The sequence below is a fragment of the Nocardiopsis sp. NPDC006832 genome, assembly GCF_040635885.1.
Lineage (GTDB): Bacteria > Actinomycetota > Actinomycetes > Streptosporangiales > Streptosporangiaceae > Nocardiopsis.
This window is the reverse complement of the sequence record NZ_JBEYLC010000057.1, coordinates 1-12,608: the sequence shown is the minus strand read 5'-3', so window position 1 is coordinate 12,608 and position 12,608 is coordinate 1. Positions and strand designations below refer to the sequence as shown.

Here is a 12,608-nt window from a genome sequence, read left to right as displayed (position 1 = left end):
GAGTCCGGCGATGACGGAGACCGTTCCGGCGACGGGGATGTCGCGATGGGACCACGCCCTGAGCACCTGGAAGGAACTGGACGTGCCCGACGGCTGGCGGGCCGAGATCGTTGACGACAACGGAATCTTGCTCGTGGCGCCCCCATCCGACCCCCACAACTTCATCGCGGGGCGGGTGAACCGTGCGCTGAACGGGGTTCTTCCGGATGACTGGGACGTGTATCAGACGCTGGGAATCCAGATCCCCGCCATTGAGCGGCTCTACGTGCCTGATCTGGTGGTTATGCCGGAATCGGTCGTTCTCGATCCCGGACAGACCCCCAACCCGGCCGACGGGGCCGAACTGGTGGTCGAGATCGTCTCCAAGAGCAGTATGGACATCGACCGTAAGAAGAAGCTGTGGGGCTACGCGCACGCCCCTGTTCCGCTCTACCTGCTGGTCGACGCCTGGGACGAGACCGGACCTTCTGTCACGTTGTACGAACAGCCTGGAAACGGTCGCTACAACCACGCCACCACCGTGGACTTCGGCGAGAAGATCCGGCTTCCGGAGCCCTTCGACCTGGAGATCGACACCTCCCGGTTCCCTCGCCCGGACCAGTGGCCTTCGTGAGTTCGCGAACCTAGGCGTCGCCGTGCCAGGCGTGCCACAGCCGGGCGTACGAACCTCCTCGATCCAGCAACTCCTCGTGGGATCCGAGTTCGGCGACCGTTCCGTGTTCGACCACCGCGACGCGATCGGCGTCGTGGGCGGTGTACAGGCGGTGGGCGATCGCGACCACGGTGCGGCCGGACAGCACAACGGCCAGGGAACGCTCCAGGTCGCGGGCGGAGCGGGGGTCGATCAGGGACGTGGCCTCATCCAGCACCAGGACCTGAGGATCGGCGAGCATGACCCGGGCCAGGGCGAGTTGTTGCACGTGGGCCGGGTCGAGGGCGTCCTGCCCCGAACCCACCCTCGTGTCCAGGCCCTCCGGTAGGGAACGCACCCAGGCGTCGGCGTCGACCGCCTCCAGGGCGTGCCACAGACGGGCGCGGTCGCTGTCCTTCTCGTCGAGGGCCAACGCGAGGTTGTCGGCGATGGTGCCGCGGAACACGTGGCTCTCCTGGCTGAGCAGGATCACCCGCTCGCGACGTTCCTCGGGGGTCAGGGACGCCAGGTCCACCCCGCCGACGCGCACACTGCCCGACCCCGGGAGATACGTCCCGGCCAGCAGCTTGCCGAGGGTGGACTTGCCCGCGCCACTGGGCCCCACCATGGCCAACCTCTCGCCCGGACGCAGGTCCAGGTCCACGCCGTGCAGCACGTCGGTACCGGAGGCGTAGCCGAACCGGACGTCGCGGATCGACACGGTTCCGGGATCGCGGGGCTCGGTCCCCGCCCCGGGACAGGTCTCCTCGGTGGCGAACCGTACGCCCAACAGCCGACGTAGCGCGGTGAAGCCCACCATCACGTTGTCGACCTGGTCGATCATGTGTTCCAGGGGCCTGGACATCTGCACGGTCAGGAAGACGGCCGTGGCGATCTGCCCCAGGGACAGTTCGCCCTGGGTGAACAGCAACCCCGAGACCAGGAACGTCGTGGCCGCGGCGAACAGATAGGAGAACTCCAGCGGCGGGTACCACACGCAGCGCAGCCACAGCGTGTACCTCTCGGCGGCGTAGGCGCGTCGAACGTCGGCGTCGGTGCGCAGGTCCTGCCACTCCTGGCGGCCCAGCGCCTCCAGGGTGTGCGCGCCCTCCACCGTGTCGGACACACCCTGGGTCAGCCGCGAGTACGTACCCATCTCGGCGAGGTAGCCGTCCGCCGCCCGGCGGGCGTACCAACGGGAGGACACCCAGATGAGCAGGGCGGACGGAACCCACGCGAGGAGGAGGGCCGGGTGCAACACGGCCTGGGCCGCCAGGATGACCAGCACCGTCGTCAGACCGGTGGCGATCACCGGTACCGATCGGCGCACCATGGTGCTGAGCGAGTTGATGTCGCGCCCCGTACGGGAGACCAGGTCACCGGTGCCGGCGCGTTCCACGGTGCCGAGCGGCAGCCTCAAGACCGCGTGCACGAACTCCTCGCGCAGTTCGGCCAGCAGCCCCTCACCGAAACGGATCGACTGTGACACCGCTCCGAGCAGCAGAGCGGCGTTGACCAGGAGGGAGACCACGATCAGCAGGGCCATGACGTCCACGTGCGCCGGTGCGGCGCCCTCGCGAACGGCGTCCACGATCATCCCGAGCATCCAGGGGGCGACCAGCGCCGAAGCGGTGGCCAGGGCGTACAGAACCACCACGAGGAACAGCAGCGGGCCGTGTTCGCGGCCGGCTCGGCGCAACCGCACCCATACCGCCGAAACGGGTGCGACGGGCAGCGCCGTCGGTTCGATCGGCGCGGTGGGCGGCCCATCGAACATCGGCCCGGGTGAGGACGGGGGTTCGTCGATGCGGGTCATACCTTCTCCTCCGTCGTCTCCCCCGTCGCGCGCAGGACGGTCGCGGCGTAGGCGTCCAGGTGGAGAAGGTCCCGGTGGGACCCCTCGGCCACCACGCGGCCGGCCTCGACGAACTGGACGTGGTCGGTGCGGTCGAGCAGCAGCGGGTTGGTGGTGACCACCCCGGTGGTGCGACCGAGGCGGGCCTCGACGAGACGTTCGGCGATGGCCGCCTGGGAATGGGCGTCGACCGCGGAGGTGGGTTCGACCAGCAACAACACCTCGGGGTCCATGAGCAGGGCGCGGGTGAGCCGAAGCCGTTGCTGTTGGCCGCCGGAGTACTCACGGCCGCGTTCGGTGAGCTTCGCGTCGAAGCCCCTCGGGGACTGGGCGAGCACGTCCTCGGCCGCGGCGGCCCGGATCATCGCGGTCAGTTCCTCGTCGGTGCGGGCACCTCGGGGGTCGAGTTCGTCGCGCAACCGGCCGGAGAACAGGTGGGCGTCGTTGCCGGCGACCAGGACGCGATGGCGTACCTCCCGCAGTGGGAGGTCGCGCAGCCGGACGGAACGATCGCCGACCAAGACGGCTCCCTCGCCGTCGTCGCGGTAGCGCCCCAACCGTTCGACGAGGGTGGCCGTGTCGGAGTGGTCGGCGCAGACGACCCCGGTGACACGTCCGTGGACGAGCCGTACCCCACTGTCGGGGTCGTACAGGTCGCAGGGGCCGTCGGGGAACGGCGCGGGGGTCCGGGGATCGGGCAGGTCGTGGTCCAGGCTCAGGACCCGGACCACCCGCGAGGCCGCCACCCGGGCGGTCACCAGGTCGGAGAAGAAGCGCATGAAGAAGCGCACGGCCGTGGCCAGGGCACCGGTGTATCCGTAGAAGGCGACGAGTTGTCCCACGGTGATCTCGCCGACCAACGCCAGTCGCGCGCCGTACCAGACGATCCCCACCAACAGCAGCCCCGGATAGAGGGTGCGGACGGCCTCCAGGGCCGCGTCCATCCATCCGACACGGACCCCGGCGGCGCGCACCCGCTGGGACTCGGCCCGGTAGCGTTCGCCCACCGAACGTTCGCCGCCCACTCCGCGCAGGACCCGTAGTCCGGCGACCAGGTCGGTGGCCCTGGTGGTCAGGTCGGCCTGCCGATCCCGGTGGGTGCGCGTACGACGGTTGAGCGGCCGTAGCAGCGGGCTCATGCCGACGACGATCACCGGTACCGCGATCAGCGAGATCAGCCCGAAGGTGACGTGCGAGGTCAACATCAGGAAACCGACCATCAGCACCGAGACCACGGAGGAGACCATCAGGTTGGAGCGTTCGAAGAAGCCGCCGATGTGATCGATGTCGTCGGTGCCGACCGCCACGACCTCGCCGGTGGGAAGACGGCGGGTGAGGGTCGGGCCGAGTCGGGAGGAGTGGCGGGTGACCGACTGCACCGTGCGGTAGGCGGAGGCGTACCAGTTGAAGCAGGCGGCCCGTTCGAACAGGGGGGCGACCAAGGCGGCTGTCACCAGGGAGCACAGCGCGATGAGGGTGAACCAGTACAGCAGGGAACCGAGGTCACCGGCGGCCAGGTCCGAGTCCAGGGCGGCACCGAGCAGGTAGGAAACCAGGATCGTGCCCAGGACGTAGACCGAGGCGATCGACGAGGACCACAGCAGGGAACCCCACTCCCGCCGGGCCAGCCAGAGCAGGTAGTGGTCGGCCGAGCGGTGGTCGGGGGTGCCCGGGGGCTGAGGCAAGTGGCGCACGTTCAAGGACTCTAACCAGGGGAACCGAAGGCGGCCACCGATTTTTCGCGTCCAGGATGAGTGGCCCGCGCTAGATCAGTCGTACACCGTGGACCGGTGCCCGACGTGCACCACCCAGACGACGAGTTCTTCGTCTTCCACCGTGTAGACGACTCGATAGTCGCCCACCCTGAGACGCCGCACCTCCGGGTTTCCGACCAATGCCGTGGTTCCGTAACCCAGGGGGTCGTGCTCTAGTTCAGTGAGCTTACGGAATACCGCCATGGCTATATTGCGCGGAAGTTTGCGAAGTTCTGAACGGGCTTCCGGGCGAAAGATCGTCCGATAGTTCACTCGGGACCGTCCAAGATCTCCGCCATGACTTCTTCCATCGGGATCCCCTGCGCAGGATTGCTCATACGTTCCCGGACCATGCGCATGATTTCCTGCTCTTCGAATTGCTGGTATCGACGCAGGAGGTCGATGGGTACAACCGCTGCCACCTCTCTTCCGCGTCTGGTGATCACTGTCGGCGAGTCTTCGCGATCCGCTCGGTCAACGACGTCGGCGATGTGATCGCGTACTTGACGGATGGTCTCCACCTGCATTTCGCTCATGGAACCAATGGTACACCTGGTCCCTTCGGTACGTGTGGACCAGGGAATGCGTCACGCCGGCGGGGTCAGGGAGGTTTCCGGGTGATTCCGGATGTCGCCGGCCGCGGTGGGAGGGGAAGGATGCGGACATGGACGAAACCAGCCCCCAGGAAGTCCGTGTCGACGACATCCCTCGCCCGAACCTCCCCCTGCGGATCCTCGCCGTCATGGCGGGGTCCGTGCTGATCTGGTACTCGCTCTCGGCGCTCAACGAGCTACTGCCCTTGCGACCCGGCGGTGGCGGCAACCTCGCCCACTGGATGAACGCCTTGTTCGTCACCGTCCTGGCGCTGCCCATGGTCTGGGCGGCCCGCCGTTTCCTGGACCGACGCCCGTGGAGCGGTCTGGGTCTGACCGGGGTCCGTGAGGCCTGGCGGCCGTTGCTCGTGGGCGCGCTCTCCTGGCTGCTGCCCGCGTCGGTGGGGCTGGGGGTCGCCCTCGCCCTGGGTGCTTCGATCAGCCCCAGCGCCCCCGCCGGCGAGATCGTGTTCTCCCTGGCCGTACTGACGGTCCTGGTGCTGCTCTACGAGGCCCTGCCGGAGGAACTGATCTTCCGGGGATACCTGTTCCGCAACCTGGAGACCGCGATGCCCGCCTGGCTCGCGGTGGTGGCCCAGGCGGCGCTGTTCACCCTGTTCGGCACGGGTCTGTGGGTGCTCGGCGGTGGCTGGGAGGTGTTGGCCGAACGTCTGCCGCTGTTCCTGGGCATGGGCCTGGTGCTCGGCTGCATCCGGGTGGTCGCCGCGAACGTCTGGGCCTGTGTGGGATTCCACCTGGCCTTCCAGATCGCGGCCCAGGCCCTGTTGAGCTGGGAACTGTTCGAGGTGCGGGGCCTGGACACGGTCATGGGGACCGTCTTCCTGCTCCCGTTCGTGCTCGGGGTGACCGTCGCGATGCTGCTGCTGCGCGACACCGGTTCCTGGTCGGGGAGGGCCCCCGACCCCGTGGCGGAAACGGTCAGGTGACCAGGCCGCGGGCGTGGAGCAGTCCCACCAGGTCGCGGACGGCGGGGGCGCACCGCTCACGTTCGGCGTGGCCGATCCACTCCAGCTCGGTGATCTCGTTGTCGGCGACGAGCTCCCCGTCGTGCTCGGCGGTGTAGCACACCAGTTCCACGCGGGTCCCCGGTGCCTGACCGTGCGCCTCCTGGTCGATCACCGCCACGCGTTGGAACGTGCCGGGGCGCAACACCGCGCCGACCTCCTCCAACGCCTCGCGCGCCACGGCCTGCTCATCCGTCTCACCCGGATCGCGCTTGCCGCCGGGCAGGTACAGCCGGTCCCGGTCCTCCGGGCGAACGCACAACAGGCGTCCGTCACGTACGTGGACCCAAGAGAGCGCCTCGATGACGACGGGCGCTTCGGCGGTGAAGGAGGTCGAAGACATGTGGCCACTTTAGGCCGGACGGGAACCGGGCCGTTCGCCGACCCGAGGTGACGCGAAGCACTAAAATCCGGGGTGCCGGCGGTAGCCCACTCGCGCGTCCCACGGAGGCGTGCCACGGCAGAGATCGGACGTACATGACCCCCTCCAGCACTGGAACCGAACCCGGCCTCGGCCCCGACCCCGTCGGTGGGACTCCCCTGACGCGGGTCGCTCCACTGCTCTCGGAGAGCTCCAGCGGCGGCGTCCCACCCCAGTCCGCCGAGCGACGTCAGGCCGTCGAACGCGCCTACAACCTCTACAGCGCGGCCATCGGCGCCTGCCTGGCCCGGGGGGAGGACGACCCGGGACTGGTCGAACGCGCCGCCCTTCTCCTGGCGGAGGAAGCACGCCTGCCGTTCCTGACGTCGGAGGAGGTCGACCGGGCCTGTGCCGTCCTGCCCGGTGCCATCGCCGAGCTGCGCGGCGCACCGGTGCGAGCGCCCGCCGGTTCCACCCCGGACGACCTGCGTGAGCTGTCCGAGGAAACGCTGGATTCCCTGTTCGACCTGGCCCTGCGGGATCGGCTTACCGGGACCCCGCGCGAGCACCCGCGACTGCTGCTGTTCGGCGGCCAGCCGGGCTCGGGCAAGTCCACCCTCCAACGCCTGCTCCTGCCGGTCCTGCCGGAGGGCACGGTCGGCTACGACGGGGACGACCTGCTGCGCCTGTCGCCCGACTACGAATGGGCCATGAGCGCCGACGACAAGTTCGCCTCCAACTCCGTGTCCAAGCAGGTCGGTGCCCTGCACCGGCGGGCCATGGAACACGTTCGACGCGGACGCTACGACGTCGTGTGCAGCCACCCCTTGGGTCGCGCCGACTGGGCCGCCTCCTGGGTCTCGGGCTTCAAGGAGGCCGGTTACCGGGTCGAGGTGGCGTTCGTGGCCACCCATTCCTCCAACAGCGGTTTCGCGATCGTGGACCGGCACGCCCGTGCCACCCGCGACCAGGGTTTCGGCCGATGGTTGCCGAAGATCCACCATGACCGCTTCTACCTTGGTGTTCCCAACAGCATCGAGTTCCTGGAGACCCACCGTCTGGTCGACTCGATGTACGTGATGTCCCGCGAGGGCGAGGTGCTCTACGCCGACCACCAGGACGGCGGAGAGTGGTACCGAGAGCCGTTCGGCCGGATCGCGTTGGAGGCCGAAAGGGGCCGACGCGAACTCTGGCGCGTCGAGGACGACGTCTAGGATCCCTGCCCATGGACATCTTCAACGCGAACCCCCTGGTGGTACGCCAGCCCAAGCGCTTCATGGTCGACGTCTCCGACTACGAGGTGTACGACGCCTACGGCCGCCCCATCGCGCAGGTGCGCGAACAGGGAGCCGACGGCGGCATGCAGGTGCTCCGGGCCCTGTCCCGCGACACCGGTGGGTTCGAACGGCGCGTGCACGTCAACGACATGTACGGACGGACCGGGCTCGTCATCCAGAAGCACTGGTCCTGGATGACCGCCTCCACCAGCGTGAACCTGCCGGACGGCCGGCCGGTGGGGACCATCGAACAGGACCTGAAGTTCTTCGGCTCCAAGTTCACCCTGATGGACCCCTGGAAGCGGGTGGTCGGCGGTATCGAGGGCGACTTCATCGGTATGGACTTCCGGCTCAAGGACCACGCCGACCACGAGATCGCCCGTGTGGACCGTCGTATGCCCGACCTGGGGGAGATGTTCACCTCGGCCGACAGCTACGCGCTGCACCAGCGCTACCCGTCGCTGCCCCAGCCCCTGGGCACGCTGGTGGTGGCCGCCGCCATCGTCATCGACCTGGTCCTGAAGGAGGGCAAGTGACCCGGCGGGCCCGGCCTCGGGCCCACCCGCCCCGCGCGGCCCAGGCCGTTCACCCCTCCAGGGCGGCCATGGCGGCGCGGTCCTCCTCGCCGAAGCGTTCCTCCAGGGCTTCGGGGGAGGCGTCCAGGTCGATTCGGGCCACCGGGATCCCCCGGGCGGACTCGATGGCGCCCAATCGTCGGGTCGCCCGGTCGGCGGCGTAGTCGAGCAGTTTGCCGGGAGGCAGCTCGTACCGCTGCGTCTCAGGATCGTCGGAGGGGGTGTCGCCCCGTTCGACGGTGCCCAGCACGTGGGGCAACAGTTCTTCGAGGCGTTCGCTCACCACGTCCCAATTGCGGTCGTCGGCGGCCACGTGGCGCCGACAGGTGAAGGTTCCCCAAGCCATGTGGCGGCGCTCGTCGTCGCCGATCCGGCGGATGATCCGCCGCATCCCCGGGAAGATCCCGCGCACGGTGCACACGTGGTTCCAGGCGTAGTAGCCGGTCAGCGCGAGGGAACCCTCGATGATGTGGTTGTAGGTGACCGAGGCGCGCACCTGGTTGCGCGGGCTCGGGTCGTCCAGGAGCGCCTCCAGGGACCGGGGGAGTTCCTCGTAGAACAGCGCCCGGTAGCCGGGGTTCTTGTCGACGAACCCGTGCAGGTCGTCGTGGACCCCGAGCGCGTCCAACCACAGGCGGAAGGCCTGGACGTGCTTGGCCTCCTCGAACGCGAACTGGGTCAGGTACATCTCGTCGCCCAGACGGCCCTCCGCGGCCATGGCGCGCAGGAACGGCTGGATGTCCTCGGTGACGGCCTCCTCTCCGGCGACGAAGAGCGAGCACAGCCGTAGGATCCGGGTCCTGGCCTCGTCGTCGAGCCTCTTCCAGTCCTCGGCGTCCTGTTCCAGGTCGATGTCGGTCGGGTTCCAGAACTTCGCGTTGCCCTTGACGAACAGCTTGAGGGGAAGCGAGTCCCAGTTCAGGCCGCCGCCGCGCAGTGAGTGGAAGCCGTCGCGCCGGGGTCTGTCGGGGATCGTCGTGGCCATGTCGCATACCTCCGTGGGGGGTGGGGTCGCACTCATGATTGGACACGAGAACCTTCCGTGTAAACCCCTGGGGGTGGTCCAGGTCACCGGAGACCCGGGTTCCACGCGCATCGCCTGATGGGGGCGGGATCCGGTCGGAGTCGGCGGCGATCCGACATCGCCGAAACGGTACGGTCGAAGGAATACGCTCGCTTGAACGATCCGATCGGGGGACGACGTGTTCTGTGGTGATCCCGGCAGTGCCGGCTACTCCGCGTGCGCCGCCCAGTCCCAGCTCTTCGCGCTGGCCTCGGTGATCCCCGCGCTGCTCGGCCTGGCCCTGCTGGTGGCCGCCTTCACGGCGCCCTCCGTGCGCGGGGACCGACTGCTGCGCACCCGAACCCTCAGCTACTCCCTCGTGGCCTGGGGGATCGCCGCGGGAACCTACGTGATGGGCGGCCTGCCCTCCCTGTAGTCCTGCGCCTTCCGCCTCGCCGGTGGCGTGATCAGATCTCCTCGCCGGCGAGCAGGTCACCGGCGTCGGCGATCCGGTAGGCGTACCCTTGCTCGGCCAGGAACCGCTGCCGGTGGGCGGCGTAGTCCTGATCCAGGGTGTCGCGGGCGACCACCGCGTAGAAGCGGGCGGTCCGGCCGTCCGTCTTGGGGCGCAGGACCCGGCCCAGCCGCTGGGCCTCCTCCTGCCGGGAACCGAAGGAACCCGACACCTGTACCGCCACACCCGCCTCGGGCAGGTCGATCGAGAAGTTCGCGACCTTGGACACCACCAGGGTGCGCAGCTCACCGGAGCGGAACGCGTCGTACAGCCGCTCGCGTTCCTTGTTGCGGGTCTCGCCCTTGATCACCGGGGCGCCCAACCGCTCCCCGAGTTCGTCCAACTGGTCGATGTAGGAGCCGATCACCAACACCTGGTCCTCGGGGTGGCGATCCACGATCTCGCGCACGACCGACGTCTTGGACTCCGTGGAGGCGCAGAACCGGTACCGGTCCTCCGGTTCGGCGGTCGCGTACGCCAGCCGCTCGGACTCGGTCAGGTCCACCCGGACCTCCACGCAGTCCGCCGGGGCGATCCACCCCTGGTTCTCCATGTCCTTCCATGGGGCGTCGTAGCGCTTGGGGCCGATCAGGGAGAACACGTCACCCTCGCGGCCGTCCTCACGGACCAGGGTCGCGGTCAGTCCGAGGCGCCGCCGGGCCTGCAGGTCGGCGGTCATCCGGAAGATCGGCGCGGGCAACAGGTGCACCTCGTCGTAGACGACCAGGCCCCAGTCGCGAGCGTCGAACAGCTCCAGGTGCGTGTACACGCCCTTCTTGCGCGAGGCCATCACCTGGTAGGTGGCGATGGTGACCGGGCGGATCTCCTTCTTGGTGCCCGAGTACTCGCCGATCTCGTCCTCGGTGAGGGAGGTGCGGCGCAGCAGCTCCGCCTTCCACTGGTGCACCGAGACCGTGTTCGTCACCAGGATGAGCGTGGTCTTGCCGGTCATCGCCATGGCCGCCGCGCCCACGATCGTCTTGCCCGCTCCGCATGGCAGCACCACCACACCGGATCCGCCGGCGTGGAAGCTCTCGGCGGCCTCCCGCTGGTAGCCGCGCAGGTCCCAGTCGCCGTCGGCCAGGTCGATCGGGTGCTTCTCACCGTCGACGTATCCGGCCAGGTCCTCGGCGGGCCAACCGATCTTCAGCAGCGCCTGCTTGAGGTTGCCGCGCTCGCTCGGGTGCACCGAGACGGAGTCCTCGCTCAGTCGTTCGCCCAGCATCCCCTTGAGCTTCTTGGCCCGGACGACCTCCTCCAGGACCGCGCGATCGGAGGACTCCAGGACCAGACCGTTCCGAGGGTCTCCGACCAGCTTCAGACGCCCGTACCGCCCCATCGTCTCGGCGATGTCCACGAGCAGCGAATGCGGCACCGGGAACTTGGAGAATCGGATGAGGGCGTCCACGACCTGCTCGGCGTCGTGCCCGGCGGCCCGCGCGTTCCACAGGGCCAGCGGGGTGATCCGGTAGGTGTGCACGTGCTCGGGCGCACGCTCCAGCTCCGCGAACGGGGCGATGGTCCGGCGGCACTCGCCGGCCTGTTCGTGGTCGATTTCGAGGAGGAGGGTCTTGTCGGACTGGACGATCAAACAGGACACGCAGGGACCTTCCGAAGCGCGGTGAGAGGGGTGGCCTACGGTGCAACACCGGAGACCGCCCGAACATGCCCGTCAGGCATCGATGGCGATCACGGTGATGATGAACCCGAAGAACAGCACCAGGAGACCTATGACCACGCCGTTGGCGATCCAGGCGTAGCGGGTGAAACGGGAGACCCTCTCCTGGTCGACCGTCTCACTGACCGCCATGATCGAGAAGATGAGTCCGATCGCGGCGAAGATCCCGTAGCAGGAGATCACCAGGAGGATCGACGTGACCAGCGCGCCGATCGCGCCGCCCTTCGCCAACGGCACCGGGTACATCGGGTAGGCCGGGTACGCCTGCGGCGGCGGGGGCGGATAGGCGGGCTGCTGCGCCATGTAGGGGTCCTGGTAAGGGGCCTGGTACGGGCCGGGCGGGGGCGGCCCGTAACCCGGTCCGTACCCTGGACCGCCGTACGGATCGGAAGCGGAGTAACCACCCGTGTTGTCGCCTTCCGGCGGGCCCTGGTTCCTGTCGTCGTACATGCCGTGCCTTAGGGGTTCGGGCTCCATGCCGGGAGCCGGGGGAAGGGGCGGTCAGAATCCGAGAAGCATGGCCAGGGCCGCGAAGACGATCACGGGGACCACGAAGACCACGGACAGCGCCACGTAAGCGAAGTTACAGGCCCAGGTGTAGCGGATGTACCTCTCCACCTGGACCGCGTCGGGGATCTTGCGCAGGGCCATGATCCCGAGCACGATGCCCGGGACGTTGGCGACGAGCACGAAGAACCACAACCCGAGTGAGAGACCGAGCGCCGGGACGATCAGTGTGAGCCCGGCGACGACCAGCGCGGCGACGGCTCCGCCGACCCTGGCAGGGGGGCCGGAAGGGCCCGGGGCCGCCGGGGCCGATAGTGGCTCCGAGACGTTCGGCGAGCCGGTGGCGGGAGGCGTCGTCGGTGAGGGTGAGGTCCCCGTGGGCGCGGCGCCCACGGGACGCATGGGGCGTCGGCGTGTGGCCGCCACGTGGGACGTGGTGCCCTGTCCTCGTTCCCAGAAGGCGCGAGGATCGCTCCGGTCGCTGCGCAAGGCCTACCGTGCCTCCCTGGTCCAAAGGCGGAAATGTCGGGTCCGGTCCCTTGCTCGCATACCCGCCCTCATCGGTTCGGACGCGGAACGCAGGCTCTCGGTTCCGCCAACCGGCGGTCAGTACTGCGTCACATCGACGATGCCCTGGATCCAGTCGCCCGCCTGCGTGAACATGACGAACGTCAACACCGCCATCACGAAGAACATCACCGCCGCGGCGCCCAGGCAGTACCAGGAGTAGCGGGTCAGGACCTCGGCCTGGTCCGGACGGCCCCGGTCCCGGGCGTGCGCCGCTCGGACCGCGAAGGTGATCCCCGCGATGCCGAAGATCCAGTTGGCGCAGCAC

14 protein-coding genes and 1 pseudogene are annotated in these 12,608 nt (G+C 68.8%); 5 read left to right on the top strand and 10 right to left on the bottom strand.

What is annotated here, in order from left to right; genetic code table 11:
• Window positions 1–10: 10 nt before the first annotated feature.
• Window positions 11–613, top strand: coding sequence for a Uma2 family endonuclease (locus ABZ717_RS22705; protein WP_358513734.1), 603 nt, complete (start codon window positions 11–13; stop codon window positions 611–613).
• Window positions 614–623: 10 nt separating this feature from the next.
• Here ABZ717_RS22705 and ABZ717_RS22700 read toward each other — a convergent pair whose 3' ends face one another.
• The 4 genes from ABZ717_RS22700 to ABZ717_RS22685 all read right to left on the bottom strand — a co-directional run bounded on the left by ABZ717_RS22700 (window position 624) and on the right by ABZ717_RS22685 (window position 4,776).
• Window positions 624–2,408 carry an ABC transporter ATP-binding protein gene (locus ABZ717_RS22700; protein ID WP_358513775.1) on the bottom strand — a complete coding sequence of 595 codons (1,785 nt, stop codon included), beginning with the start codon at window positions 2,406–2,408 and terminating at the stop codon, window positions 624–626.
• Window positions 2,409–2,443: 35 nt separating this feature from the next.
• On the bottom strand, window positions 2,444–4,180 hold the full coding sequence (locus ABZ717_RS22695) for an ABC transporter ATP-binding protein (protein ID WP_358513732.1): 1,737 nt from the start codon (window positions 4,178–4,180) through the stop codon (window positions 2,444–2,446).
• A 75-nt stretch (window positions 4,181–4,255) separates the two neighbouring features.
• Window positions 4,256–4,513 (bottom strand): type II toxin-antitoxin system RelE/ParE family toxin, encoded by a 258-nt coding sequence (locus ABZ717_RS22690; protein WP_358513730.1) that lies wholly within the window; start codon window positions 4,511–4,513, stop codon window positions 4,256–4,258.
• A complete protein-coding gene (locus ABZ717_RS22685; protein ID WP_358513728.1) occupies window positions 4,510–4,776 on the bottom strand; it encodes a type II toxin-antitoxin system Phd/YefM family antitoxin in 267 nt (88 codons plus the stop codon). The genes ABZ717_RS22690 and ABZ717_RS22685 overlap by 4 nt, the downstream gene beginning before the upstream one ends.
• Before the next feature lie 128 nt (window positions 4,777–4,904).
• On the opposite strand from ABZ717_RS22685, the gene ABZ717_RS22680 reads away from it, so the two are divergent.
• The gene (locus ABZ717_RS22680; protein WP_358513726.1) at window positions 4,905–5,780 is read left to right on the top strand and encodes a CPBP family intramembrane glutamic endopeptidase; all 876 of its coding nucleotides are present in this window, start codon (window positions 4,905–4,907) and stop codon (window positions 5,778–5,780) included.
• Here ABZ717_RS22680 and ABZ717_RS22675 read toward each other — a convergent pair.
• Entirely contained in the window at window positions 5,773–6,201 is a 429-nt protein-coding gene (locus ABZ717_RS22675; RefSeq protein ID WP_358513724.1) for an NUDIX domain-containing protein, read from the bottom strand. The genes ABZ717_RS22680 and ABZ717_RS22675 overlap by 8 nt on opposite strands.
• Before the next feature lie 134 nt (window positions 6,202–6,335).
• Between ABZ717_RS22675 and ABZ717_RS22670 the strand changes: the two genes are divergently transcribed.
• Together ABZ717_RS22670 and ABZ717_RS22665 are read left to right on the top strand one after the other, a co-directional pair.
• Entirely contained in the window at window positions 6,336–7,433 is a 1,098-nt protein-coding gene (locus ABZ717_RS22670; protein WP_358513722.1) for a zeta toxin family protein, read from the top strand.
• Window positions 7,434–7,444: 11 nt separating this feature from the next.
• The gene (locus ABZ717_RS22665) at window positions 7,445–8,032 is read left to right on the top strand and encodes a phospholipid scramblase-related protein (RefSeq protein ID WP_358513720.1); all 588 of its coding nucleotides are present in this window, start codon (window positions 7,445–7,447) and stop codon (window positions 8,030–8,032) included.
• Window positions 8,033–8,081: 49 nt separating this feature from the next.
• On the opposite strand, the gene ABZ717_RS22660 is transcribed toward ABZ717_RS22665, so the two are convergent.
• Window positions 8,082–9,056: a R2-like ligand-binding oxidase gene (locus tag ABZ717_RS22660; protein ID WP_358513718.1), complete on the bottom strand. Its 975-nt coding sequence runs from the start codon at window positions 9,054–9,056 to the stop codon at window positions 8,082–8,084.
• Window positions 9,057–9,273: 217 nt separating this feature from the next.
• Between ABZ717_RS22660 and ABZ717_RS22655 the strand changes: the two genes are divergently transcribed.
• Entirely contained in the window at window positions 9,274–9,510 is a 237-nt protein-coding gene (locus tag ABZ717_RS22655; RefSeq protein WP_358513716.1) for a hypothetical protein, read from the top strand.
• 31 nt (window positions 9,511–9,541) lie between these two features.
• Here ABZ717_RS22655 and ABZ717_RS22650 read toward each other — a convergent pair whose 3' ends face one another.
• The 4 genes and pseudogenes from ABZ717_RS22650 to ABZ717_RS22635 form a co-directional block, all read right to left on the bottom strand.
• The gene (locus ABZ717_RS22650; RefSeq protein ID WP_358513714.1) at window positions 9,542–11,188 is read right to left on the bottom strand and encodes a DNA repair helicase XPB; all 1,647 of its coding nucleotides are present in this window, start codon (window positions 11,186–11,188) and stop codon (window positions 9,542–9,544) included.
• Window positions 11,189–11,260: 72 nt separating this feature from the next.
• On the bottom strand, window positions 11,261–11,569 hold the full coding sequence (locus tag ABZ717_RS22645; protein ID WP_358513712.1) for a hypothetical protein: 309 nt from the start codon (window positions 11,567–11,569) through the stop codon (window positions 11,261–11,263).
• Between the two features lie 198 nt (window positions 11,570–11,767).
• Window positions 11,768–12,262: a hypothetical protein gene (locus tag ABZ717_RS22640; RefSeq protein ID WP_358513710.1), complete on the bottom strand. Its 495-nt coding sequence runs from the start codon at window positions 12,260–12,262 to the stop codon at window positions 11,768–11,770.
• Between the two features lie 117 nt (window positions 12,263–12,379).
• Window positions 12,380–12,608, bottom strand: a pseudogene (locus ABZ717_RS22635) (hypothetical protein); the annotation flags it as partial.

Coding starts and splice junctions, on each gene's coding strand:
- ABZ717_RS22660 (WP_358513718.1), bottom strand. CDS start 9,056: ATGGCCACGACGATCCCCGACAGACCCCGGCGCGACGGCTTCCACTCA.
- ABZ717_RS22670 (WP_358513722.1), top strand. CDS start 6,336: ATGACCCCCTCCAGCACTGGAACCGAACCCGGCCTCGGCCCCGACCCC.
- ABZ717_RS22700 (WP_358513775.1), bottom strand. CDS start 2,408: ATGTTCGATGGGCCGCCCACCGCGCCGATCGAACCGACGGCGCTGCCC.
- ABZ717_RS22685 (WP_358513728.1), bottom strand. CDS start 4,776: ATGAGCGAAATGCAGGTGGAGACCATCCGTCAAGTACGCGATCACATC.
- ABZ717_RS22645 (WP_358513712.1), bottom strand. CDS start 11,569: ATGGCGCAGCAGCCCGCCTATCCGCCCCCGCCGCCGCAGGCGTACCCG.
- ABZ717_RS22705 (WP_358513734.1), top strand. CDS start 11: ATGACGGAGACCGTTCCGGCGACGGGGATGTCGCGATGGGACCACGCC.
- ABZ717_RS22675 (WP_358513724.1), bottom strand. CDS start 6,201: ATGTCTTCGACCTCCTTCACCGCCGAAGCGCCCGTCGTCATCGAGGCG.
- ABZ717_RS22665 (WP_358513720.1), top strand. CDS start 7,445: ATGGACATCTTCAACGCGAACCCCCTGGTGGTACGCCAGCCCAAGCGC.
- ABZ717_RS22680 (WP_358513726.1), top strand. CDS start 4,905: ATGGACGAAACCAGCCCCCAGGAAGTCCGTGTCGACGACATCCCTCGC.